The 24,283-nt window shown below is 70.7% G+C and carries 17 protein-coding genes; 11 read left to right on the top strand and 6 right to left on the bottom strand.

Annotated elements, in window-relative coordinates:
- Positions 1-9 precede the first annotated feature (9 nt).
- Both AH6_RS34225 and AH6_RS34220 read left to right on the top strand, forming a co-directional pair.
- Positions 10-987 (top strand): MurR/RpiR family transcriptional regulator, encoded by a 978-nt coding sequence (locus tag AH6_RS34225; RefSeq protein WP_245679588.1) that lies wholly within the window; start codon positions 10-12, stop codon positions 985-987.
- Complete coding sequence (locus AH6_RS34220) at positions 984-1,880, top strand: N-acetylmuramic acid 6-phosphate etherase (protein ID WP_067488529.1); 897 nt, start codon at positions 984-986, stop codon at positions 1,878-1,880. The genes AH6_RS34225 and AH6_RS34220 overlap by 4 nt, the downstream gene beginning before the upstream one ends.
- 182 nt (positions 1,881-2,062) lie before the next feature.
- On the opposite strand, the gene AH6_RS34215 is transcribed toward AH6_RS34220, so the two are convergent.
- Positions 2,063-3,256, bottom strand: a complete 1,194-nt coding sequence (locus tag AH6_RS34215; protein ID WP_067488527.1) for an acyl-CoA dehydrogenase family protein — start codon at positions 3,254-3,256, stop codon at positions 2,063-2,065.
- A 125-nt stretch (positions 3,257-3,381) separates the two neighbouring features.
- On the opposite strand from AH6_RS34215, the gene AH6_RS34210 reads away from it, so the two are divergent.
- The 8 genes from AH6_RS34210 (at position 3,382) to AH6_RS34175 (ending at position 11,642) form a co-directional block, all read left to right on the top strand.
- Complete coding sequence (locus AH6_RS34210; protein WP_083983760.1) at positions 3,382-4,791, top strand: hypothetical protein; 1,410 nt, start codon at positions 3,382-3,384, stop codon at positions 4,789-4,791.
- A gap of 31 nt (positions 4,792-4,822) precedes the next feature.
- Positions 4,823-5,455, top strand: a complete 633-nt coding sequence (locus AH6_RS34205; protein WP_067488525.1) for an HAD family hydrolase — start codon at positions 4,823-4,825, stop codon at positions 5,453-5,455.
- A 63-nt stretch (positions 5,456-5,518) separates the two neighbouring features.
- On the top strand, positions 5,519-6,010 hold the full coding sequence (locus AH6_RS34200) for a DUF6912 family protein (RefSeq protein ID WP_067488523.1): 492 nt from the start codon (positions 5,519-5,521) through the stop codon (positions 6,008-6,010).
- 172 nt (positions 6,011-6,182) lie between these two features.
- The gene (gene pruA / locus AH6_RS34195; RefSeq protein ID WP_067488521.1) at positions 6,183-7,814 is read left to right on the top strand and encodes an L-glutamate gamma-semialdehyde dehydrogenase; all 1,632 of its coding nucleotides are present in this window, start codon (positions 6,183-6,185) and stop codon (positions 7,812-7,814) included.
- 250 nt (positions 7,815-8,064) lie between these two features.
- Entirely contained in the window at positions 8,065-8,772 is a 708-nt protein-coding gene (locus AH6_RS34190) for an HAD family hydrolase (RefSeq protein ID WP_067488519.1), read from the top strand.
- Positions 8,769-9,209, top strand: coding sequence for a cupin domain-containing protein (locus AH6_RS34185; protein ID WP_067488517.1), 441 nt, complete (start codon positions 8,769-8,771; stop codon positions 9,207-9,209). The genes AH6_RS34190 and AH6_RS34185 overlap by 4 nt, the downstream gene beginning before the upstream one ends.
- Before the next feature lie 4 nt (positions 9,210-9,213).
- Positions 9,214-9,609, top strand: coding sequence for a hypothetical protein (locus AH6_RS34180; RefSeq protein WP_067488515.1), 396 nt, complete (start codon positions 9,214-9,216; stop codon positions 9,607-9,609).
- An 83-nt stretch (positions 9,610-9,692) separates the two neighbouring features.
- The gene (locus tag AH6_RS34175; RefSeq protein ID WP_067488513.1) at positions 9,693-11,642 is read left to right on the top strand and encodes an acetoacetate--CoA ligase; all 1,950 of its coding nucleotides are present in this window, start codon (positions 9,693-9,695) and stop codon (positions 11,640-11,642) included.
- Here AH6_RS34175 and AH6_RS34170 read toward each other — a convergent pair.
- From AH6_RS34170 to AH6_RS44885, 5 genes are read right to left on the bottom strand one after another with little or no spacing between them, the layout of a single operon-like run.
- Positions 11,617-15,762, bottom strand: a complete 4,146-nt coding sequence (locus tag AH6_RS34170) for a tetratricopeptide repeat protein (protein WP_067488511.1) — start codon at positions 15,760-15,762, stop codon at positions 11,617-11,619. The genes AH6_RS34175 and AH6_RS34170 overlap by 26 nt on opposite strands.
- Before the next feature lie 55 nt (positions 15,763-15,817).
- Positions 15,818-16,369 carry a toll/interleukin-1 receptor domain-containing protein gene (locus tag AH6_RS34165; RefSeq protein WP_067488509.1) on the bottom strand — a complete coding sequence of 184 codons (552 nt, stop codon included), beginning with the start codon at positions 16,367-16,369 and terminating at the stop codon, positions 15,818-15,820.
- Complete coding sequence (locus AH6_RS46835; RefSeq protein WP_373861850.1) at positions 16,366-19,740, bottom strand: tetratricopeptide repeat protein; 3,375 nt, start codon at positions 19,738-19,740, stop codon at positions 16,366-16,368. Before AH6_RS46835 ends, AH6_RS34165 begins: the two co-directional genes overlap by 4 nt.
- A complete protein-coding gene (locus AH6_RS34155) occupies positions 19,695-20,486 on the bottom strand; it encodes a toll/interleukin-1 receptor domain-containing protein (RefSeq protein WP_067488505.1) in 792 nt (263 codons plus the stop codon). The genes AH6_RS46835 and AH6_RS34155 overlap by 46 nt, the downstream gene beginning before the upstream one ends.
- A 4-nt stretch (positions 20,487-20,490) precedes the next feature.
- On the bottom strand, positions 20,491-20,877 hold the full coding sequence (locus AH6_RS44885) for a toll/interleukin-1 receptor domain-containing protein (protein ID WP_067488503.1): 387 nt from the start codon (positions 20,875-20,877) through the stop codon (positions 20,491-20,493).
- A gap of 227 nt (positions 20,878-21,104) precedes the next feature.
- On the opposite strand from AH6_RS44885, the gene AH6_RS34145 reads away from it, so the two are divergent.
- Positions 21,105-24,283 (top strand): CHAT domain-containing protein (locus AH6_RS34145; RefSeq protein ID WP_245679587.1); only part of this gene is annotated, 3,179 nt, incomplete at its 3' end.

Raw genomic sequence — 24,283 nt, 5'->3', positions numbered from 1 at the left:
ATTCCTTACATGAGGAAACCCACCGGCTCAGAGCCGGGGAGCACAGGGGAGGCCGGCGCGCCCCACCACCCGCCCGGGGCGGAGGCGTCGCCCGCCAGGGAGGCGACGCCGCTGAGCACCGTGGTGCGGGTGCGCTCGCTGCTGCCCTCGCTGCCCCCCGCGGAGCGCCGTGTCGCGCAACGCGTCATCGACGACCCCGAAGGGGTCGCCAACTCGACCATCACCGAACTCGCGCAGAACTGTGGCACCTCCGAGACCACGGTCATCAGGTTCTGCCGCGCGATCGGGTTCCATGGTTATCCAGAGCTCCGACTGACCCTGGCCACCGAGGCGGGCCGCGCGCAGAGCGCCACCGGCGGCCGGGTCATCGGCAGCGACATCAGTCCCGACGACTCGCTAGAGCAGATCGTGGAGAAGGTGACCTTCGCCGACGCCCGCGCGGTCGAGGAGACCGCGGCCCAGCTCGACATCAAGGTGCTGGAGCAGGTCGTCGACGCCGTGGTGGCCGCCGAGCGGGTGGACGTCTACGGCGTCGGCGCCAGCGCGTTCGTGGCCGCCGACTTCCAGCAGAAGCTGCACCGCATCGGGCGCGTGTGCGCCAACTGGTCCGACGCCCACATCATGCTGACCAGCGCCGCGGTGCTGGGCAGCGGCGACGTGGCGCTCGGCATCTCCCACACCGGCGCGACGATGGAGACCATCGACGCCCTGGAGGTGGCCCGCGGCCGCGGGGTGACCACCGTGGCCCTGACCAATTTCCCCAAGTCCCCCATCGCGGAGGTCGCCGACCTTATCCTGACGACGGCGGCGCGGGAGACCACCTTCCGTTCCGGTGCGACCGCCAGCCGGCTGGCCCAGCTCACCGTGATCGACTGCCTGTTCGTCGGCATCGCGCAGCGCACCTACGGACCCACCCGCAAGGCCCTGGAGGCCACGTTCGAGGCGGTCCGCGGCCGGACCGTGCGACCCGACCGGAGGCGTCGGTGATCGATTGCGATCTGCCCACCGAGGGCCGTAACCCCCGCACCGTCGATGTGGACGTGCTGCCCACGATGGAAGTGCTGCGGCTGATCAACACCGAGGACGCCACCGTCCCCACGGTGGTGGCCGCCGTGCTCCCGCAGATCGCCGAGCTGGTGGACCTGGCGGTGGTCTCGCTGCGCGCGGGCGGCCGGGTGCACTACTTCGGGGCCGGCACCTCCGGTCGCCTCGCGGTCATCGACGCCGCCGAGATCCCGCCCACCTTCGGCTCCTGGGGCCGGGTCGTGGCCCACCACGCCGGCGGGCCGGGCGCGTTGTCGCAGGCGATCTCCGACGTCGAGGACGACGTGGAGCTCGGCGCACGCGACGCCGCCGACGTGCGGCGCGGCGACATCGCCGTCGGCGTCGCCGCCAGCGGCCGCACCCCGTACGTGGTCGGCGCGCTGCGCGCGGCGGCCGCGGCCGGGGCGCGCACGGCGCTGATCAGCTGCAACCCGCACACGCCCTACGGCGACGAGGTGGACGTGCACATCGGCCTCGCCACCGGCCCGGAGGTGATCAGCGGCTCCACCCGCATGAAGGCCGGCACCGCCACCAAGCTGGTGCTCAACTCCTTCTCCACCACCCTGATGATCAGGCTGGGCCGCACCTACTCCAACCTGATGGTCAGCGTGAACGCGCTGAACGGGAAACTGCGCGCCCGCCTGGTGCGCATCCTCACCGAGGCGACCGGCATGGACGCCCGCACCTGCGAGAACGCCCTGGCCGAGGCAGGGGGGAACACCCGCGTGGCCCTGGTGTCGCTGCTGGGCGAGGTGCCGGCCGCGCGCGCCACGGTGGTCCTGGAAGAGACCGACGGGGGAGTCCGGGAGGCCCTCCAGCGCCTGAGATCCGCCTGACCGGGCGGCGGGCCGGTGGCACCTGTCCACCGACGCCGCCCCGCACGCGAACGCTGACCTGTCGCAGGGGGCCCAAGCCGAAGGCGAGGTCCCCTGCGGCAGATCGCGAAGCGATGTAGCGTTCGCACGCTTTCCGGTCGCTTGCCGAGCCGCCAGGCGAGGGAAGCGGGCCGGAAGGCCGATCAAACACGGCGCCGCAGCTCCTGGCGGGCGACGGTGCGGACGTGGACCTCGTCCGGCCCGTCGAAGATCCGCATGGCCCGCACCCAGGAGTACATCGCCGCCAGCGGGGTGTCGTCGGACACGCCCGCGCCGCCGTGCACCTGGATGGCGCGGTCCAGCACCTGGTGGGCGACGCGCGGCACGACCACCTTGATCGCGGCGATCTCGGTGCGGGCCCCCTTCGCCCCGTGCCGGTCGATCAGCCAGGCGGTCTTGAGGGTCAGCAGCCGCGCCTGCTCGATCGCCATCCGCGACTCGGCGATCTGCTCGCGCACCACGCCCTGCGCGGCCAGCGGCCTGCCGAACGCGACGCGGTCCACCGCCCGCCGGCACATCAGGTCGAGGGCGCGCTCGGCCATGCCCAGGGCGCGCATGCAGTGGTGGATGCGGCCGGGCCCCAGCCGCGCCTGGGCGATCATGAAGCCGTCGCCCTCCCGCGCGATCAGGTTGGCGGCCGGAACGCGCACGTCCTCGAACAGGATCTCCGAGTGGCCGTGCTGGTCCTGGTACCCGAAGACCGGCAGGTGCCGCAGGATCTTGACGCCCGGGGCGTCGCGCGGCACCAGGATCTGCGACTGCTGGCGGTGCGCCGGGCCGTCGGGGTCGGTCTTGCCCATCACGATGAAGATCTTGCAGCGCTCGTCGGCCGCGCCGGTGATGAACCACTTGCGGCCGTTGACCACGTACTCGTCGCCGTCGCGCACGATGCTGGTGGTGATGTTGGTGGCGTCGGAGGAGGCCACCTCCGGCTCGGTCATCGCGAACGCCGACCGGATCTCGCCGTCGAGCAGCGGCTCCAGCCACCGCTTCTTCTGCTCCGCGGTCCCGAACATGTGCAGGACCTCCATGTTCCCGGTGTCGGGGGCGGCGCAGTTGACCGCCTCCGGCGCCAGGTCGGGGGACCGGCCCGTCAGTTCGGCGAGGGTGGCGTACTCCAGGTTGGACAGCCCCGAGACGTCGGGCAGGAACAGGTTCCACAGGCCGCGCCGCCGGGCCTCGGCCTTCAGCTCCTCGACGACGGGCGGCAGCGCGTGCGGGTCGTTGGCGGCCCGCCATTCGGCGTACACGCGTTCGGCCGGGTACACGTGCCCGTCCATGAACTCCTGGAGTCTCGCCTGGTACTCGCGCGCCTTGGGGCTCAGTTCAAAGTCCATGCCGCCAGTCTTACAGAACGGCGTTCGGTTATTTCGGGCGGCTACCCTGGCCCGATCCACCGAAAGGTTTCGAGACGATTGCGGAGATGGACGAGATCGTGCCGATCCGGCATCGTTGACCCACCATGACCGAGCTGAGCACACGGCCGGCGGACACCACCGCGACGCCGTCGGCCGAGCGCGGCGTTCCCACGAGGGACCGGTCCCGGGCGTTCGCCCGGCGGCACCGCGTGTTCCTCGCGGTCGCCGCGCTGGGCGTCGTGCTGCGGATCGTCACCATGCTCGGGTACCGGTCGGTGTTGTGGTTCCCCGACTCCTACGACTACCTGTCGGGCGCGGTCAACCCGAACCCGAACCTGATCCGTCCTAGCGGGTACTCGCTGTTCCTGGCGCTGGCCGGGCCGTTCCAGAGCCTGACGCTGGTCGCGTTCCTGCAACACGCGATGGGCGTCGGCATGGCGGTCATGCTCTACGCCCTGCTCTACCGGCGCGGCCTGAAACCCTGGATGGCGGGCCTGGCGGCGGCCCCGCTGCTGCTGGACGCCTACCAGCTCCAGCTCGAACATCTGGTCATGTCGGACACGCTGTTCGCGTTCCTGGTGATGGCGTCGGTGACGGCGCTGCTGGGCCCGCAGCGGCACCGCGCCCGCTGGGCCGTCGCGGGCGCGCTCCTGATGGGCCTCGCCGCGATCACCCGCTCGACGGGCCTGCCGCTGCTCGCCCTGGTGATCGTGGTCCTGCTGGTGCGGCGGGCCGGCTGGCGGACGGTCACGGCGGCGGTGGCGGCGGCCGTGATCCCGCTGGTGGCCTACGCGTCGTGGTTCGCGACCGACCACGGCCAGTTCACGCTGACCCGCAGCACCGGCGTCTTCCTGTACGGCCGGGTCGCGCCGTTCGCCGACTGCCACAAGATGGACGTGCCGGTCGAGGAGATGGCGTTGTGCCTGGGCTCGTCCCCGGCCGAACGTTCGGTGCGCCAGTCCTACATCTGGGGCATGAACGCGCCCCGGCACCGGGTGGAGGCCGAGGGCTTCACGCCCGAGGGCGAGCGGGTGGCCCGCTCCTTCGCCGTCCGGGCGATCATCTCGCAGCCGCTGGACTACCTGGCGGTGGCCGGGACCGACATCGCGCGGGCCTTCCGCCTGGGGCACCCGCCGTTCCCGGACGCCGACACCTACCGCCTGTACCTGTTCGCGCCCAAGGTGGCGCGGCCGGACGCCAAGGCCGAGCAGTACATCCGCGCCTACGACCCGGGCTACGAGCCGCCCCGCGTGGTGGAGCCGTACGCGGGCTTCCTCGGGGCGTACCAGAAGGCCGTCTACCTGCCGGGCCTGGCGCTGCTGGTCATCGCGGTCCTGGGCGCCGTGCGGATCGTGCGCAGGCGCGCCGACCTGGGCGGCGACAACCTGCTGCCGTGGTGCGCGGGCATGGGCCTGATCGTGATCCCGGCGTTCACCGCGCAGTTCGACTACCGCTACGTGCTCCCCGCCGCGCCGCTGCTGATGCTGGCGGCGGGCCTGAACCGCCGGGCATAAGGCGCGTACCGCCGTCATCTACCATCGGCCCGTGACCGTGAACGCTGTGATCACCGACTGGGGCGGGGTGCTGACCTCGCCGCTCAACGACGCGATCGGCCGCTGGCTGGCCGCCGACCGGATCGACGTGGACCGCTACAAGTCGATCATGCGCGCCTGGGTGCGGCAGGCCTACGACGGCGCGGGGGTGAACCCGATCCACGGCCTGGAGGACGGCACTCTGGAGCCCGCCGAGTTCGAACGGCTGCTGGCCGCCGAGCTGCTGACCGACACCGGCGACGCCGTGGTGGCCGAGGGGCTGATCGCCCGGATGTTCGGCGCGTTCATGCCCGTCGAGCCCATGTACGAGGCGCTGCGCGAGTGCCGCGCGGCCGGGACGCGCACGGCGTTGTTGTCCAACTCCTGGGGCAACGACTACCCGCGCGACCTGTTCGCCGACCTGTTCGACGCCGTGGTGATCTCGTGCGAGGTCGGGATGCGCAAGCCCGACGAGCGGATCTTCCGGCACACCGTGGACCTGCTCGGCCTGCCCGCCGCCGAGTGCGTGTTCATCGACGACATCGAGCACAACGTGCGCGCGGCCGAGGCGGTCGGCATCCGGGGCGTCCTGCACACCGACCCCGACAGCACGATCACCACGCTGCGGGAACTCGGCGCGCTCTGATCCGGCGGCCGGGTGTGGCCCGGCGCGGTCCACGGGCCGGGTCCGGATAGGCTGCCGATCGTTATGCGCGTCTATCTGCCGGCCACGCTGCCGGGCCTCGCCGCCGTCCACTCCGCCCGGGAGGCCGGCCCCGCGCCGCTCGCCGCCCACGCGGTCACCCCGGCGCTGCGCGAGTGGTACGCCGAGGGCGACCAGGAGGAGCTGGAGTACGTCGCCCTGACGGCCGCCGCCCGCGACTCGTTGCGGCTGCTGGCCGCCGACCCGCAGGCCCCGCCGCGCCGGGTGGTGCTGGCCGCCGAGGTGCCCGACCAGGACGTCGCCCGGGAGCACGGCGACGACCGCTCCCTGGTCCGGATCACCGCCCCGGTGTCCTGGAAGAAGATCGCCTCCGGCCATGTCGACGATGAGGACGCCGAACAGGACGTCCGCGCCGCGATCGAGGCCCTGGCCGCCGCCGACGCCGGTGACGAGGACGCGCAGTTCACCGTGGAAAGCGCCGAGGGCCACGAACTCCTCTGGTACGCGACCCAGGAGCTGGGCGACCTGACCCGCTGACGGCGCGAATGGGCGGATTCGACAAAGTTTCGTAGGCTGAAAGCGAGCGTCGCGGGCGGGGCGGGGTAGATCCCGTTCGGGGGCGGGGCCGCCGCACGGCCGGCCGTTCCCGAGGCGTGCGACGATACGTGGGCCTATCGACAATGATGTCGGACTTCCAGGGAGTGGTCAGATGGACGCCGTCACCAACGTGCCGGTACCGGTGAACGAGCCCGGCAAGGGGTACGCCCCCGGCAGCCCCGAGCGGGCCGCGCTGGAAAGCAAGATCAAGGAACTGGCCGGCGAGCGCCTCGACCTGACCATGGCCATCGGCGGCGAGCGGCGGCTCGGCGGCGGCGACGCCATCGACGTGGTGCAGCCGCACGACCACGGCCACGTCCTGGGCAGCGTCGGCAACGCCACCGACGACGACGTGCGCGCCGCCATCGACGCCGCCCGCGAGGCCGCCCCCGGCTGGCGCGCGCTCTCCTTCGACGACCGCGCCGCGATCTTCCTCAAGGCCGCCGACCTGCTGGCCGGCCCCTGGCGCCAGGTGCTGAACGCCGCCACCGTGCTCGGCCAGTCCAAGTCGGTGCAGCAGGCCGAGATCGACGCCGCCTGCGAGCTGATCGACTTCTGGCGCTTCAACGTCGCCTACGCGCGCGAGCTGTACACCCAGCAGCCGATCTCCTCGCCCGGCGTGTGGAACCGCATGGAGTACCGCCCGCTTGAGGGCTTCGTGCTGGCCATCACCCCCTTCAACTTCACCGCCATCGCGGCCAACCTGCCCACCTCGGCCGCCCTGATGGGCAACGTCGTGGTGTGGAAGCCGTCGCCCACCCAGCAGTTCGCCGCGCACTTCACGATGTCGCTGCTGGAGGCCGCGGGCCTGCCGCCCGGCGTGATCAACCTGGTCACCGGCGACGGCCAGGCGGTCTCCCGGGTCGCGCTGGGCCACCCCGACCTCGCGGGCATCCACTTCACCGGCTCCACCGGCACCTTCCAGCACCTGTGGCGGACCGTCGGCGAGAACATCACCGGCTACCGCGGCTACCCGCGCCTGGTCGGCGAGACCGGCGGCAAGGACTTCGTCGTCGCGCACCCGTCGGCCGACCTCGGCGTGCTGAAGACCGCGCTGGTGCGCGGCGCGTTCGAGTACCAGGGCCAGAAGTGCTCGGCGGCGTCCCGCTCCTACATCCCGCGCTCGCTCTGGAACCGGATGCGCGACGAGTTCGTGGACGAGGTCAACTCCCTGACCGTGGGCAACGTCGCCCAGGACCTGTCGGCGTTCATGGGCGCGGTGATCGACGAGCGCGCGTTCGCCAAGCACAAGGCCGCCATCGAGCGCGCCAAGGGCCTGGACACCATCGACATCCTGGCGGGCGGCGAGGTGGACGACGCGCAGGGCTGGTTCGTGCGGCCCACCGTCCTGCACTCGGCCGACCCGACCGACGAGATCTTCACGACCGAGTACTTCGGCCCGATCCTGGGCGTGCACGTTTACGACGACGCCGACTACGACACGATGCTCACCCAGATGGAGAGCGCCGCGCCCTACGGCCTGACCGGCGCGGTCATCGCGCAGGACCGGACCGCGATCGCGGAGGCGTCCGACAAGCTGCGCTTCGCGGCGGGCAACTTCTACATCAACGACAAGCCGACCGGCGCGGTGGTGGGCCAGCAGCCGTTCGGCGGCGCGCGGTCCAGCGGCACCAACGACAAGGCCGGGTCGATCTTCAACCTGACCCGCTGGGTGAACGTGCGCTCCATCAAGGAGACCCTCGTCCCGCCGACCGACTACCGCTACCCGCACATGTCCAATTGAGCCCCGGCCCAGGGGCGCTCGCCTAGCGGCTCGCGCCCCTGACCGTTGCTTTGCGAGTGCCAATCGCTTCGCGATCTGTCCCCGGCGGGGCTCGCCTTCGGCTTCGCCCCGCCGGGGACAGGTCGGGCACTCGCGTGGCGGTCGCGGGAAGTGGGAAGGCGGTCCGCATCGGCCCGGCGTCCGGTTGCGGTCATCGCCTGCCAAGCCCGACGATAAGGGCGCCCGTATCCGACCACGCCAAAGGACTGGGATGACGACGCCGAACCGGCTGGTGCTGTGGAACGTCGACCACACGCTGGTCGACGTCGGGCGGGTCGCCCGCGACGCCTACGCCGAGGCGTTCCAGCGCACCACCGGCCGCCGCCTGGTCCGGCTGGCCCCCACGCCCGGCCGCACCGAGTCCGAGATCATCTTCGAGACGCTGGCGTTCAACGACATCGTCACGACCGACGACCACCTGCCCGCCTTCATGGTCGCGCTGACCGACGCGTTCGCCGCCCGCCGCGCCGACCTGCGCACCCACGGCCGCGTGCTGGCGGGCGCGCGCGAGGCCGTCGCCGCGCTGGCCCGGGTGCCCGGCCTCGCGCAGTCGGTGCTGACGGGCTCGCTCCAGCCCAACGCCGTCCTCAAGATCAGCGAACTGGGCCTGGCCGACCACCTCGACCTGTCCAACGGCGGCTACGAGAACGGCGTGTACAGCAAGGCGGCCTTGCTGGAACTGGTCCGCAGCCGCATGGGCACGGCCCAGAACACGCGCTACGGCGAGTCCGCCACCGTCTACATCGCCGACTCGCCCCGCGACGTGCAGGCCGCCCACATCGCGGGCTCCCCGATCATCGCGGTCGCCACCGGCAGCGCGACGGCCGCCGAACTGCGCGCAGCAGGCGCCGACCACGTCCTGGCCACCCTCGCCGACACCGACGAGGTCGTGTCCGCCGTCATGGACCTCGCCCGATGACGGCCCTGATCACCCCCGACGAGGCCGAACGGCTCCGCGCGCCCGCCGGGGAGTACCTGGTCCGGCTGTCCGGCGAGCACACCGGCGGCTCCCTGGCCATCGTCGAGTACACCTTCCCGCCGGGCGCGCTGGGCGCGGCCCCGCACGTCCACCACGGCCACGAGGAGCACTTCCAGATCCTCGACGGCGAGATCGCCTTCGACCTGGCCGACGGCGTCCGGACGGTGGGCGCGGGCGGCACGGTGTCGGTGCCGCGCGGCGTCGCCCACGGCTTCCGCAACGCGTCGTCCGGCTGGGCGCGCTGCCTGTTCATCCTGACGCCGGCGGGTTACGAGAACTACTTCCGCGAGATCCACCGTGCCCTGGAGAAGGGCGAGGAGTTGGACGCGGCGCGCCTGACGGAACTACGCGCCGCCTACAACACCACGCCCGCCTGACCCCATGGCCAAGCCCCGCCGCAAACCCAAACGCTCCGGCACCGACCCGGCCGACCTGCTGCTGAACCTGCCCGACAGCGAGTTCGTCGACGCCCTCCGCCGCGTGTTCGCCGAACGCAGCCCCTGGCCGGGCACCGAGAGTTCCCAGGAAGCCCACTACGTGCTGGCCGTCGCCTCCCGCGTCCTGCCCGAAGACGACGAACCCCCACTCCGCACCGGCGAAGGCTGGGAACTCTCAGCCGTCGGCTATCCCGACCCCGCCCACTACGACGGCGACCCGCTGGGCGTCCGAGGCTCGATCTGCCAGTCCGGTCGCTGCACCACCTGCCGCACCGAAGTGCACACCACCTCCAAGCACGGACTCTGCCCCGTCTGCGGCGCCGAGTCCTACGGAACCTGACGGGGGCGGCCCCCGCGCGGCGCAGGTTGCGGACATAAGCTGGGGGATGCCGCGCACCGGGGCGCGGCAGGAGGGAAGTGCCCATGTCGTCCCAGGTCTCCGAGGGCGCTCCGCTGTGGGAGCCGTCCGAGACGGTCGTCGCCAACGCCCGCGTCACCCGATTCCGGCACTGGCTGATGGACCGGGGGGTGCCGACCGAATCGCAGGAGGACCTGTGGAACTGGTCGGTCACCGAGGTCGACGCCTTCTGGGACGCGGTCTGGGACTACTTCGACGTCGTCGGCGAGCGCGGTGACGGGCCCGTCCGCACCGGCGGCCCCACGCCCGTGGACGGCCTGCGCTGGTTCCCCTCCGCCACCCTCAACTACGCCGCCACCGCCCTCCGCCGGGCCGACGAGCACCCCGACGAGACCGCCGTCGTCTTCCGCTCCGAAGCGGGGGGCCACCGCGTCATCAGCCGCCGCGAGCTCGCCGCGCACGTCGCCGAGGTGCGCGCCGGACTCGCCGCGCTCGGCGTCGGCAAGGGCGACCGCGTCGCCGCCTACGTCCCCAACATCCCCGAGGCGCTGGTCTGCTTCCTGGCCGCCGCGTCGCTCGGCGCGGTGTGGTCGTCCTGCTCGCCGGACTTCGGCTCCTCCTCGGTGATCGACCGGTTCGCGCAGATCGAGCCCACCGTCCTGGTCGCCGTGGACGGCTACGCCTACAACGGGAAGAGCTTCGACCGCCGCGACACCGTCGCCGAGATCCGCGACGCGCTGCCCACGCTGAACGCGACCGTCCTCATCCCCTACCTGGACCCCGCCGCGACGCTGGAGGGCACGACCTCCTACGCCGACCTGCCCCGGCCCGGCCACGACCTGGAGTTCGAGCCCGTCCCGTTCGACCACCCGCTGTGGGTCGTGTACTCCTCGGGCACCACGGGCCTGCCCAAGCCGATCGTGCACGGCCACGGCGGCGTCGTGCTGGAACACCTGAAGGCCCTGTCGTTCCACCAGGACCTCGGCCCCGGCGACGTGTTCCTCTGGTACACCACCACCGGCTGGATGATGTGGAACTACCTGGTCGGCGCGCTGCTGGTCGGGTCCACGATCGTCATGTACGACGGCGCGCCGCTGGACCTGTGGACGCTCGCCGCCGAGACGGGCACCACCTACCTGGGCGTGGGCGCGCCCTACATCACGGCCTCGCTCAAGGCGGGCCGCAGCCCCGGCTCCGAACTGGACCTGTCGCGGCTGCGCGGCATCGGCTCGACCGGCTCGCCGCTGCCGCCCGAGGGCTTCGCGTGGGTGTACGAGCACGTGGGCCGGGACCTGCTGCTGGGTTCGTTCTCCGGCGGCACGGACCTGTGCACGGGCTTCGTCGGGCCGTCGCCGGTGCTGCCGCTGTACGCGGGCGTCATCCAGTGCCGGGGGCTGGGCGCGAAGGTGGAGGCGTACGGCGACGACGGGAAGCCGGTCGTCGACGAGGTCGGCGAGCTGGTGATCACCGAGCCGATGCCGTCGATGCCGGTGTTCTTCTGGAACGACTCCGGCGGCGAGCGCTACCGCGAGTCCTACTTCGAGATGTTCCCGGGCGTGTGGCGGCACGGCGACTGGATCAAGGTGCGCCCGGACGGCGGCTGCGTGATCTACGGCCGCTCCGACTCGACCCTGAACCGGGGCGGCATCCGGATGGGCACCGCCGACTTCTACCGGGTGGTGGAGGCGTTCGAGGAGATCGCCGACAGCCTGGTCATCGACACGGGTCGGCTGGGCCAGGAGGGCCGCCTGCTGCTGTACGTGCAGCTGGCCCCGGAAGCGGAACTGACCGACGACCTGACGAATCGCCTCAAGCGTGAAATCCGCTCGGCACTATCCCCTCGCCACGTCCCCGACGAGATCACCGAAGTACCAAGCGTCCCAAGAACACTGTCAGGCAAGAAGCTGGAGGTCCCAGTCCGCAAAATCCTGCTAGGCACTCCCGCAGACAAGGCGGCCAACCGCGACTCGATGGCGAACCCGGAGAGCCTCACCCACTTCCGCCCTCTGGAGTAGCGGCGTTCGCCTCGAACGCCTCGTAGAGCAGCTCAGTGAGCTCGTCCGACATGCACTCGGCGAGCACGCTCCGGAACGCGGCCTCGTCGCCCATCAGCTCGCGGCAGCGAGCCAGCCGCAGCACGGCCTGCGGCACGGCGGGCGACTCGACCTGCAACAGCAGCGGCAGGCTCGCGGCCGCGTACCGGATGGCCTCGGGCAGGTCGCCTAGCTCGGCGTGCATCCCGCCCATGTCGAGCAGGCACGTCGCCACCATCGCGGTGCGGCCGAGCTGGTGGTTGAGCTCCAGCGCGCGGGAGAACCAGCTCAGCGCGTGCTCGATGTCGCCCTGCTCGCGCGCGATGCTGCCCAGCGCCACGTAGCTCACCGCCATGCCCGTCCGATTGCCGGTGCGCTCCTTCAACGCCAGGGACTGGTGGTACAACTCCACGGCGGTACCGGGGTCCCCGCGCAGCCGGGCGAGGTTGCCCATCTCGTGCTGGATCCGGGAGATCATGATCTGCTGGTCGGTCTCCCGGGCGATCTCCAGCGAGCGTTCCAGCAACTCCTGCGACCGGTCCACCTCGCCCAGCTCCTGCACGATCATGGCGAGCTGGTAGCCGACCCCGCCCACCTCCTGCCGGTCGTCCAGCAGCTCGAACAACCGCAGGCTCTCCTCGCAGTGCCGCGCGGCCTCCGCCATCCGCAACTGCTGGAGCAGCAGGTTGCTCAGTTCCAGATGCGCGTTGGCGAGGTTGCGCCGGTCGCCGAGCCGCTCGCTGATCTCCAGCGCCCGCTCCAGCCACTCCTGCGCCTGCTGGAAGGCCCCGCACTCGGTCGCGACGCCGCCGAGCTGGTTGTAGCAGCTCGCCACACCGGCCTCGTCGCCCTCCCGCTCGCGGATCTCCAGCGCGCTCTTGTAGTGCTCCAGCGCCTGGTCGTAGTCGCCGAGGTTCAGGGCGATGTCGCCGAGCCGCATCAGGATCGACGCGTATTCCAGGGAGTCGGGCTCGACCTGGCCGAGGAGTTCGGCGAGGAGCTGCCGCTGCCAGCCCCACACCCCTCGCTCCTGAAGGCGGTTGAGGGCGGTGTAGGCGAAGGAGATCGCCAGCTTCCGATCGCCGGCGGCCTCGGCGTGGTGGCGGACTTCGAGCAGGACGCCGATCTCCACCAGAGCCTCGGGCCGCCAGTGTTGCCACATCCATCCCAGGCGCACGGCGGCGGCCCGGTGCGCCTTGACGATCGCCTCCGGCCCGGCGAGACCGGTGAGCGTCCCGGCGGTCCACCGGTGCATCGTGTACATGGGGGTTTCGGGCGTCGGCGTGCGGGACAACAAGCCCAGCCGGACCAGGGTGCGCATCGCCTCCTCCAGACCGGGCGGCGGCTCGACCGGCGGCATGGACAGCGACGCCACGTCCCGTGCCGCCTGCTCCTGCTCCTCCTCCGGCAGGCCGAGGTCGGCGAGCCCGGCGTCTGGCCCGGCCTCTTCGAACAGGCGGTTCAGCCGCTCCAGCCGGGCATTCCGGCCGGAGTCCGACAGGAACGCCGCAGGCTCGGCGATCCACCAGGCCCCCGCCAGGGCGGGCGCGGGGGTGCGGTAGACCGACATGCCGACCAGCACGTCGCGTTCGAGATCGCTGAGCCGGTCGAGCAGCTCGCCGAGCAGGACGTCGTCCACGGTCAGCGTGATGCTCTCGGCGAGCGCGCCGTCGAAGTCGCGCCCGGCCTCGCGGAACCAGGCGTCGGGATCGGCGATGCCGCGCCGCTCCAGCAGGTCTTCCAACTGCTCCTGGACGTCGTGGAACTGGGCCGTGCCGGACCTGAGCAGCGCGTCCAGGTACTCCAGCGTGCGGGGGTGGCCGCCGACGTCGGCCCAGGCGCGCCGCTGGTCGGCGGGCGCGAGCCGTTCCAGCGCGGCCAGCCGCCACATCAGCTTGCGGGTCTCGGCCCACGACAGCGGCCCGAGGTGGTCGGCGACCAGCAGGCGTTCCGAGCGGCGGGGCAGCGGGAAGGTGTAGCGGCTGGTGACGAGCAGCCGATGCCGACCGGGCAGCCGAAGCCAGGTCGCCAGGAACTCGGCGAGGTCGGCGTCGTGCGGGACGGGCTCGGAGCCGTGCAGGTCGAGGTTGTCCTCGAAGTTGTCGAGCAGCAGTGTCACCGGAAGCCGCGCCAGCAACGGGGCGATGCCACGCAACCGCGCCTGCCAGGGTTGCTTGGCGTCCCACAAAAGCTGGGCGGCGCTCTGGACGACCTCGTCGCGGAACGTTGCGGCCAGGCGTTCGGCCATCGAGGTGAGGATCTGCTCGGTCGTGGTCTGGCCGACCGCCGATACCACCAGCCCCGCGTCCGCGCCGAGCCGCCGCAGCAGTTCGACGGCGAGGCTGCTCTTGCCGAGCCCGCCGATCCCGTGCAGCAGGACGCCCCGCGCACTGCCGCGCAGCGCCCGGCGCAACCGCCGGATCTCACCACGACGCCCGACGAACTCGCCGACCTGCCGCAACGGAACACCCTCGGCGTACTGCTGCTCCACGACCGGCGCGATCTCCTCGAACGGCGCGGCCGGGTCGTACAGCCGCAACGATGGCCCACGCAGGAACAACGCGGGCGTGGCCCACTCGACCAACGCCGCGTACGGATCTTCCTCGGGCAGCCGCCGCCGGGCCTCCTCCAGCCGACGGCGCGCGTCACAGAAGGCGGGCAGGGCTTCGGGGGCGTCGCGGATGGCGAGCTCGCGGTAGAGCATCTCGGCCAGGGCGGTCGCGTAGACGTCGGTGACGGGCGCGGTCATCGCCAGCACAGCGGGAACCCCGGCCTGCGCGAGCCCACGGGCGAGCCCGCCCAGCTCAGGCCCCTCGGCGCGGGCCGTGGAACAGCCCGACAACACGACCAGCGGAACACCACGATCGGGCGGCAGCAGGTCGCGGACGAAGCGCTCGGTGGTGACACGGTCGACGCCGCCCTGCTCGTCCTCCAGCAGCAGCGCGCCGGGCTCGGCGTGGCAAGAAATATGGAGGACGTGGAAGCGCTCCTGGAGAAGGGCGTCGCGGATGGACTCCAGCGTGCCTTCGTTGAGGATGCGGACGTGGGCCTTGCGGCGGGGATCGACGGGGTGCCGGGCGGACTCGACGGCACCGAGGATCTTCTGAAGCTCGGCTTCGAGGTCGAGGGTCATGTCGTCGCCGGGCGACTCGGGCCCGGCGACGGCGACAAGGATGCGGAGCGGGCCGGGGATGGCCATGGCGGGCGTCTGCCCGGCGGCCTGGCGACGGTAGAGGCGGACCCTCGGATGGAGCGCGAGAGGCTCGGCTTGACCAGGGAGGACGAGGGCTTCCCAGGGGAGATCAGCAAGCGGTTCGGCGCATTCGAGCCCGAGTCGCAAGGTGGCGTTCAACCGCTCGGCCTCGGCAAGCTGCCCGGCCAGGGCGGCTCCGGCGGGCCCGTCGAGGAAAGCGGAACCAAGCGAGCGGCCGAAGGCGTCGAGGAGGGCATCGGGACCTGCGGCGTCGCCCTTGGTGAGGTGGACGTCGGAGCCGCGGGCGTTCTCAAGGTGGCGGCGGAGATCGTCCAGGCGGTGGGTGAACCCGGCGGGGACATGCTCGGCGAGCAGGGCGCCGGTGTCCTCACGGCGCAGCTCGACGGCGGCTTCGGAGACGCGCAACACGAACCGCTGGGGCCCTTCGGGCCGGACACCGGTGCCGGGCCGGACGGGCGGGCCGGGCTGGGGAAGCTCGGGACCGTCACCGCGGAGGACGCGGGCGAGCTCGGAGACGCGGCGGGCGAATTCCTCGCCGTCGGCGTTGCGGAGGTCGCAGCAGTAACGGTTGGCGGCGAACTCGGGAAGCTCGACGTCCTCGATGAGGACAGGGACGAAGCGGCGGCCGCCTTCGATGGAGCGGCGCATGAGCGCGGCGTACTCCTCGCGGACCCAGGCTTCGCTGAGGGCGGCGCGGCTGGTGATGAGGAGCCCGGCGGCGGAATCGCGGATGGCGTCTTCGAGCCGGTGGACGGCGACGGCGCCGGGCCCGAGGACGAGGGCGTCGTAGGCGATGGCAACACCGGCTTCGAGGAGGGGAGGGGTAAGGGCGCGGACCCATGCGGCGTCGGTGGGGGCGTAGGAGATGAAGACGCTACAGGAGTTCATGGCTCACCTGGCCTTCACCGTGCGGGGCCTGTCATGGGGTTGGACGCACGGGGAGCTAGGGGCGTTCGCGGAGGGCGCGGACGATGTCGTTGACCTGCTGGTCGTAGCGGGCGTCGCCGGGGTGGAGGGTGCGGAAGTCGGAGTGGTAGCGGGTGGCGGCGAACTCGGGGAGGGTGACGTCCTCGATGACGACGGGGATGAAGAGCTGGCCGGAACGGGCGGAGCGCTCGATGAGGAGGGCGTACTCGTCGGAGACCCAGCCGTCGGCCATGGAGGCGTGGCTGAAGACGAGGAGGCCGTGGGCGGAGTCGCGGACGGCTTGCTGGAGGGTGTGGACGCGATGGCGGCCGGGGCGGCGGACGACTTCGTCGTAGGCGACTTCGATGTGCTGGTCCTTGAGGGCGGCGGCGAAGTCGTTGACCCAGGGGAGGTCTTCGGGGGCGTAGGAGATGTAGACGTCGTAGGTGGTGGTGGGGTTGGGAGGGGGCGGGGGGAGCGGTGGGGGAGTGGGGCGGATGCGGCCGCGGACGGCTACGTAGGCGAAGTAGGCGGCGATGACTCCGGCGAGGGTGCTGATGATGGTGAGGATGAGGGTGGTGGTGTTCATGAAGGGTCCTTGGGGGATGCGGCGTCTAGGCGGTTGATGACAGCGTTGGCGAACTCGGCGTTGGTGTGGGTGATGAGGAGTTCGCGGAACCGTTCGGGGCCCAGGGCTTGGCGTTGCTGGTTGAGCTGGTTCAGGGGTCTTCCGACATTGGGTGAGCCGAGTTGGGCAAAGAGGAGCAGGGCGCGGATGCTGTGGCCGACAGCCTGCTCTGTCTGGCCGGTCTGGGTGAACAGGACGCCGAGCTGTCCGTAGCTGATGGCCATGCCCCCCCGATCGCCCAGTTCCTCAGCGATAGTCAGGGATAGGCGGTACCACTGCAGTGCCTGCTCGTATTCGCCTCGCTCCTCACTAATCGTGCCGAGGTGGTGGTAGCTGATGGCCATACCCGCCCGGTCACCCAGCTCCTCTTTGATGATCAAGGACTGCCGATACCACCGCAGCGCCTGTTCGTACTCCCCCCGCGCCTCGTCGATCATGCCGAGGTGGTGAGAGATTATGGCTATGCCCGCCCGGTCACCCAGCTCCTCGGCAATGGTTCGGGCCCGCCGGTACCATTGCAGTGCCTGCTCGTACTCTCCCCGCAATTGGTCGATGATGCCGAGCTGGTGGTAGCTAACGGCTATGCCTGCCCGGTCGCCCAGTTCTTTTTTGAGGGTTAGAGATTGACGGCACCACTGCAGTGCTTGCTCGTATTCGCCCCGCTCCAGGTCGATCGTGCTGAGCTGGTGGTAGGTGCGAGCCATGCCTGCCCGGTCGCCCAACTCCTCTTTGAGGGTTAGAGATTGGCGGTACCACTGCAATGCCCGCTCGTACTCTCCCCGCAACTCGTCGATCATGCCGAGCTGGTGGTAGCTAACGGCCACCCCCGCCCGGTCGCCCAATTCCTTATCAATGGTCAGAGCCCGTCGGTACCACTGCAGCGCCGACTCGTATTCGCCCCGTTGTTGGTCGATGAGGCCGAGCTGGTGGAGGATGGCGGCGCGGTCTTTGCTGGTCTGGGGTGTCCAGGGCAGGGTTTGGGTGAGCAGTTGCTGTTCCCAGTCCCACGCTCCCCAGGTGTGCAACTGGTCGCAAACACTACGGGTCGCGTTGATGGCGGTGTCCAGGTCACCGGCGGCGTGGGCGTGGAAACGGGCCTGCACCGCGTCCTCCACAGCCAGCCGCCGGTCCTGCGGCCAAACCCAGTAGCGCCACCAGTGGTAGTCGGCCGCGGCCTGGTGCGCCGCGCCAAGTTCAGGAGAGGAGGTCCAGGCAGGGCGGGCCAGCGCTGAGGCGGTCCACCGATGCACCACCCACCCCACCGAGCCGTCCCGGCCACCGGACACCGGTGTCACCAGACCCAACCGCGCCAGCCCCGCCAACGCCGCATCCAGCCCCGCCGGAGCCACCCGCGGCCCCGCCAACCGGGCCCGGAAATCCGCGTGAGCCTGCTCCAGCTCCTCCTGCGACAACCCCAGATCCTCCAAGACCGCACGCGGGTTGCTCCGGCGGACCTGGCCGACCACCTCCTCCCAACGCTGGAGCCGTGCGTCGCGTTCGGGATCAGGTTCGGCCAAGGTCCCCACCAGCCAGGCCGCGCCGATCCGGTCCACCGGACGCTGGAATACTGACACCCCCACCAGCACCCGCCGCTCCAACTCACCCAGCAGCCCTAGCAGATCCCCCAGCAGCACATCCCGCGCCGCCAATGTCACCGACTCCGCCAACGCCGCATCGAAGTCGCCGCCCACCGCGCCGAACCAGGCATCCGGATCAGTGACCCCGCCACGCTCAAGCAAATCCTCTAGACGCTCCCGCACGTCTGGGAACCGCGCCTCGCCACCCCGCAACAACGCGTCCAGATACTCCAGTGTGCGCGGATGCCCGCCCACATCAGCCCAAGCACGCACTCTCTCCTCACCTGACAGCGCGTCCAGCCCCGGCAGCCGCCACATCAGCTTCCGTGCCTCCGCCAGAGATAACGGTCCCAGGTGGCGGAACTTCAGTCGTCGGTGCGCACGTTGCGGCAGCGCGAACGTGTACCTGCATGTGATCAGCGTCCGATGCACGCCTGACATGCGGATCCAGGCCGCCAGGAACTCGCTCAGGTACTCGTTTCCCACTTCGTGCCCGGCGGTGTCGCGCAGGTTGTCCTCGAAGTTGTCCAGCAGCAACGTCACCGGCACCCGCGCCAGCAGCGGTGCGAGCATCTTCAACCGGTCCTGCCACGAGTGGGCGGGCTGCCTGATCTCGTTGGCCAGCCGCCGAACGGCCTCGTCTTCCGAATCCCGCAGCAGGCACAACCCCAGATCGCCCAGCAACTGATCAGGCGTGGTCGTCCCCACCGCCGACACGATCATCCCGGCCGACCGTCCCAGCCGCCGCAGCAGCTCAGCCGCCAAACTGCTCTTGCCGACGCCACCAATCCCGTGCAGCAGCACATGCGGATGCTCGCTGAGCAGCGCCCGCAGCTCCCGCCGCCGTCCCACGAACTGCCCCACCTTGCGCAGCGGCACAGCAGCAGCAAGCTCCGGTCCGACCGGCAGCTCGATCTCCTCGAACTCCTGCTTAGGGTCGTACAGCGCCTCCGGCTTCCCCGCCAAGAACAGCGCCGGTGTTGCCCACTCCACCAGCGACGCTTTGACCGTCCCCTCGGCTAGCCGCCGCCGCCCCTCCTCCAGCAACCGCCGCGCGTCGCTGACCGCCGCCAGCACGTCGGGCGACTCCCGCATTGCCAGCTCGTAGTACAACGCCCCGGCCAGCTCGGTCGCATACGGGTCCGTCACCGGCGCGGTCATCGCCAGCACCGCGGGGACGCCCGCCGCCACCAGCCCACGTGCCAGGCCGCTGAGGTTCTGTTCGTCCTCGGCGTCCTTCCCCGCGCCCAGAGCAGTAGAGCAGCCGGACAACACCAGCAGTGGCACGGCCCGTCCCGCCGGCAGGCACTCACGGACGAACCGTTCCGTGGTGACCTCGTCCACCGCGCCCTGCGCGTCCTCCAGCAGCAGCTTGCCGGGTGCGGCGTGGCAGGAGATGTGCAGCACGTGGTACGGCTGCTGGAGCAGGGCTTCGCGGATCTCTTCGACCGTGCCGAGGTTGAGGATGTTCACAAACGCGCCGGGCCGGTCGGCCGCTCCCCGGCGCGGACGCTCCACGGCATCGAGGATCTTGGCGAGTTCGGCTTCGAGGTCCAGCGAGACGCCATCGCTCCGGTCCGGGTCCGCCATGGCGACCAGGACACGCAACGGGCCGGGCGGCGCATCGACCCGGCGTCCGCCGTTGCCCACCGACCGGAACAGGTGGACGCGCGGGTGCAACGCCAGCGGCTCGGTCATCCCCGGCGGCGTCAGCGTCTCCCACGGCAGGTCCGCCAGTTCGTCGGGCACGTGCAGGCCCAGCCGCAGCGCCGCCCCCTGCGCCTCGGCCTTGGCGAGACAATCACGAAGGGCCTCCCCGGCGGACCGGCCAGGTAGGCGTCCCCCAACTCCCGCCCGTACTCGGCCAGCAGCGAACTCAGGCTTCCTCCGGGATCTTCACCCCGGACCACATGCCGGTTGCGGCGGCGCACCGACTCCAGTTGCCAGCGCAGTCCTTCCAGCCGGGCGGCTGTTCCACTCGGCTCATGTTGGGCTTCGGCGGCCTCGTCCGCCGGGCCGAACATGACCTGTTCCGGGGTGATCTGGAGCGTCCAGTGCGTCGGGTCGGCTAGCGCACGCTTCCGGGGCGCCGGAGCACCCCGCAGTGCTCGGACGATCTCTTCGACGCGCTGGTCGTACTCGGCGTCGCTGACATCGCGGAAGTCAGCCGGATGCCGAGCATCAGCGAACGCCGGAAGCTCGACGTCCCCAATGAGCACCGGCACGCAACGAGCCCCGTTGGTGATCGCGCGCTGCATCAGAGCGGCGTACTTCTCCTGCTCCCACGGCGCGTCCAGTGCGGCCCGGCTGAAGACAAGCAGCCCGTGCGTCGAGACGCGGATGGTCTCTTCCAGCTTGTGCACCCTGACGTCGCCGGGTTGCAGCACCCACTGATCGAAGCCGACCCGCAGTCCGGCCTGTTCCAGGCGCTCGGCGAGGCGTTCCGCCCACTCCCTGTCCTCGGAGGCATAGGAGATGTAGACGTCGTAACCGGTCTCCACAGGGTCAGTTCCGGAGGGCCTGGAGGAGCTTGTCGTACTCGACGGTGATGCCCTTCCGGAAGTCGATATAGACCCGATTCTGCGCGAAGGGCGGCAGCTCAACGTCCTCGATGAGGACGGGGATGAGCCGATGGTCGGGGTCGTCCACGGCGCGCCCCAGTAGCGCCTGGTACTCCTCGCGAACCCACCGGCTGGCGGCCGCGGCCGGACTGTAGATGAGCAGGCCGTGCGTCGAGTCGCGGATGGCCTGCTCGATCGAGTGGACGAGCGGGTCGCCGGGCAGCAGGAACAACTCGTCATAGGCGACCTTGATCCCGTCGCCCTGGAGCCGGGCGGCGAACGACTTCACCCACGCGGCGTCGTCGTGCGAGTAGGAGATGAAAACGTCCATCCGGGGTCCCCTCCCGTCTGCGGTAGCGACCACGGTAGAGCGCGCCGGACGTGTCGGGACGGGGATGAGCCGCTTTCGGTCAGTGACGGGTGATTCGCAACTTACGGACGGTGAGGAGCGTCTAATGGGATGCCACGATCGCGCGACGGGCGGGCTGGTGAGGCCGGATGGCTCCAGAACGGGTGTACATCGTCCACGCTCCGGATGACCTGGAGTGGGCGTTGCCCATGGCGACACGGCTGCGCGACGACGAGCGGTTGCGCGAGCACGGCCTGGAGATCCTCCTGGACGCGTGGGAGATGTTGCCGGGCGACCCGTACGTCAGGCGCACCGAGGAACTGATCGAACGCTCCGCCATCAGCGTGTTCGTGTTCAGCCGCGCCATGCAGGGCGACCATTTCTCGGACCAGAGATACTGGGCCCTGATCCGCAAGGCGGGGCACCGCTTCATCCCGGTGCTTCTGGACGACGTGCCGCTGCCGACCTTCGCCGCCACCCTCGTCGCGGCCGACTTCCAAGGCGAGGATCAGGACGGCCCCTACGAACAGCTCGTCCGCGCCCTGCGCCAGGACCGTTCGGCACGACCCGGCGGAAAACCCCTCGGGCCTTACCGAAGCCACCGCCTCGAAAGCCCGCACGAGGCGGTCTTGGAGATCGCCCCGGAGAAAGTGGCCTTCGGAACGCTCGGCGACAACCCCACAGCCGAACACCATCCTGGCCCGCTACCAGGCGGTTTCGACCACACCCTCTGGGAACTCGACCGGGCCCGCGCCGGTGCCTCAGCACTGCTCGTCAAGAACAGCGCCCCGAACGCGTCACGCGGTGCAGCACTCCAGGCCCGGCTACGCGAACTGGGCACGACACTGGGGGAGACGTTCCTAGCAGGACCAGCAGGCGAGGCCCTGGCCGCCGCCCTGACCGAGGCGTCCAGCCAGAACGCCCCACTCCGACTCGGCCTGCGGATCGACAACAGCCTGGCGACCCTGCCATGGGAAACCCTGACGCTGCCCGGCCAGGACACGCCTTTGTGCCTGCACCCGAGCGTCGAGCTCTACCGGCACCTGCCTGCGCAAACGGCCCCCACCGCGATCCGCATCCCGGCACCGCTACGCATCCTGGCGGTGATGGCCAGCCCAGACGGCCCGGACGGTGGGCCGCTGCTCGACCTGGAAGACGAACTGCGCCGCATCCTGAACGCGGTGGACGAGGCCCGCCAGCACGCGGCGGCTCATGTGCGAATCCTCAACGAGGGGACGCTCGCCTCGATCGAAGACGCGTTGAAGGTGGAGCGGTTCCACGTCCTGCACATCTCCTGCCATGCCAAGCCGGGCTTCCTCCAGTTGGAGAATGCCGAAGGCGGCACCGACGAGGTGGACGCGGCTGGACTGGTTGAAGCGTTGCGGTCCGGGGAAGGCGTGCCGCTGGTCGTCCTGTCTGGTTGCTCGACCGCGCTGGACGGCCAGGCCAAGGAGCAGAAGGCCTTGACCGGCTTGGCGGCCGGCCTGTCGGCGGCGGGTGTCCCGGCGGTGCTGGCGATGACGGCCTCAGTCACCGACCGGTATGCGGCGCTGCTGGGCGGAGCGCTGTACCGCGAGCTGGCGTTGCGGCCGCAGCCGGAGGTGCTGACCGCGCTGTCGGAGGCGCGCCGCGACCTGGAACGAGAGCGCCAGACCAAACCTGCTGGAGACCGCGACGCGGAGTTGGCGGAATGGGCCACCCCAGCTCTCTTCCTGCGCGGCCCGTCGCTACCCCTCTACGACGTGAACGCCGGTGTGGATACGAAAATCAAGCCACCGCCCGCCATCAAGCTGGCGCGCGGCACGGTCGTCCGCGCGGTCGGCGACTTCGTCGGCCGCCGCGCTGAGCTGCGCAAGCTGCTGGCGGCCCTGCGAGGCGGGACGTCCGGAGTGGTGCTGCACGGGATCGGCGGCGTGGGCAAGAGCACCTTGGCGGCCGAGCTGATCGGACGGCTCGGCACGGACGCGGGACTGGTGGTGTCGGTCGTCGGCCGCCAGCATCCTGACCAGGTAATGATCGCGATCGCCGACCGCCTGCTGGCGGCCACAGCGCAGCACGCCGAGGCTGGCCCTCTACGAAATCTGGCTCACTTCCTACGCGCCGCCGACCAGCCCAGGACCGTCCGCCTGGAGGCGTTGTCGGAACTGATGGCGCACATGCCGGTCACGCTGCTGCTGGACAACTTCGAGGACAACCTCACCGACGACGCCGAGCGGGCTTTCCGCGATGAGGAACTTGCTGAATTCCTCACCGAGTGGACACGGCTGCCGGGCCGAGGCCGATTGATCGTCACCAGCCGGTATCCCTTCGGGTTGCCTGACGAGGCCGAGGAGGATCTGCTCGTTCACCATCTGGGACCGCTGTCGCTGGCGGAGGCGCGGAAGCTGATGTGGCGGCTGCCGGGGCTGGACGCGCTGACGCCGGAGCAGCAGAAGTTGGCATGGGCCGAGGTAGGCGGGCATCCGCGCACGCTGGAGTATCTGGACGCGTTGTTGCGGGGCGGCGAGGGCCGCTTCGGCGACATCACCCGCCGCTTGAGACGCGGCCTCAAGGAGCGGTCTGACGTCGCGGACCCGGCTGTGCTGCTTGCTCAGACGTCCGGTGATCTGGACGCGGCGTTGGCGGAGTCGGTGACGTTGGCGGCGCGGGATGTGCTGCTGGGGGACCTGCTGGGGTTGTTGGGCGAGTTGGAGCGGCGGGTGTTGATGGGGGTGTCGGTCTTCCGGCGTTCGGTGGACCGGATCGGCGCGGCCTGGTCGGTGGGCACCCCGGCCGAACCAGACCCCGAACGCGATACCCGCATGCAGCGCTGGGACGAGATGGTCACCCAAGCCCACCGGAGCAACCCGCAGGCGGGCCTGGAGGATCTGGGGTTGTCGCAGGAGGAGTTGGATCAGGCGTATACGGATGTCAGGGGCCGGTTGGCGGGGCCGCGGGTGGCTCCGGCGGGGCTGGATGCGGCGTTGGCGGGACTGGCGCGGTTGGGTCTGGTGACGCCGGTGTCCGGTGGGCAGGGCGGCTCGGTGGGGTGGGTGGTGCATCGGTGGACCGCTTCGGTGCTAGGCCGCCCCGACTGGACGGCTCCGGCTGAGCTTGGTGCGGCGCATCAGGCCGCGGCCGACTACCACTGGTGGCGCTACCAGAACTGGCCGCAGGACCGGCGGCAGGATGTGGAGGACGCGGTGCAGGCCCGTTTCCACGCCCACGCCGCCGGTGACCTGGACACCGCCCTCACCGCAACCTACGCAGCCTGCCTCCAGCTGCACACCTGGAGCGCGTGGGACTGGGAACAGCAACTGCTCACCCAAACTCTGCCCTGGACACCCCCGAACAGCACAAACCACGCAGCCATCCTCCACCAGCTCGGCATCATCAACCAGCAGCGGGG

The sequence above is a fragment of the Actinomadura hibisca NBRC 15177 genome (assembly GCF_001552635.1).
In the GTDB taxonomy this organism is placed as follows: domain Bacteria; phylum Actinomycetota; class Actinomycetes; order Streptosporangiales; family Streptosporangiaceae; genus Spirillospora; species Spirillospora hibisca.
Note: the sequence above shows the minus strand (reverse complement) of the source record. Positions and strands in the feature narration are given on the sequence as shown.

What these genes read in the sequence shown, in the direction of transcription:
- AH6_RS34200 (WP_067488523.1), top strand. Translation starts at nt 5,519, where the DNA reads ATGCGCGTCTATCTGCCGGCCACGCTGCCGGGCCTCGCCGCCGTCCAC.
- AH6_RS34175 (WP_067488513.1), top strand. Translation starts at nt 9,693, where the DNA reads ATGTCGTCCCAGGTCTCCGAGGGCGCTCCGCTGTGGGAGCCGTCCGAG.
- AH6_RS34180 (WP_067488515.1), top strand. Translation starts at nt 9,214, where the DNA reads ATGGCCAAGCCCCGCCGCAAACCCAAACGCTCCGGCACCGACCCGGCC.
- AH6_RS34165 (WP_067488509.1), bottom strand. Translation starts at nt 16,369, where the DNA reads ATGAACACCACCACCCTCATCCTCACCATCATCAGCACCCTCGCCGGA.
- pruA (WP_067488521.1), top strand. Translation starts at nt 6,183, where the DNA reads ATGGACGCCGTCACCAACGTGCCGGTACCGGTGAACGAGCCCGGCAAG.
- AH6_RS44885 (WP_067488503.1), bottom strand. Translation starts at nt 20,877, where the DNA reads ATGGACGTTTTCATCTCCTACTCGCACGACGACGCCGCGTGGGTGAAG.
- AH6_RS34215 (WP_067488527.1), bottom strand. Translation starts at nt 3,256, where the DNA reads ATGGACTTTGAACTGAGCCCCAAGGCGCGCGAGTACCAGGCGAGACTC.
- AH6_RS34185 (WP_067488517.1), top strand. Translation starts at nt 8,769, where the DNA reads ATGACGGCCCTGATCACCCCCGACGAGGCCGAACGGCTCCGCGCGCCC.
- AH6_RS34210 (WP_083983760.1), top strand. Translation starts at nt 3,382, where the DNA reads ATGACCGAGCTGAGCACACGGCCGGCGGACACCACCGCGACGCCGTCG.
- AH6_RS34225 (WP_245679588.1), top strand. Translation starts at nt 10, where the DNA reads ATGAGGAAACCCACCGGCTCAGAGCCGGGGAGCACAGGGGAGGCCGGC.
- AH6_RS34190 (WP_067488519.1), top strand. Translation starts at nt 8,065, where the DNA reads ATGACGACGCCGAACCGGCTGGTGCTGTGGAACGTCGACCACACGCTG.
- AH6_RS34170 (WP_067488511.1), bottom strand. Translation starts at nt 15,762, where the DNA reads ATGAACTCCTGTAGCGTCTTCATCTCCTACGCCCCCACCGACGCCGCA.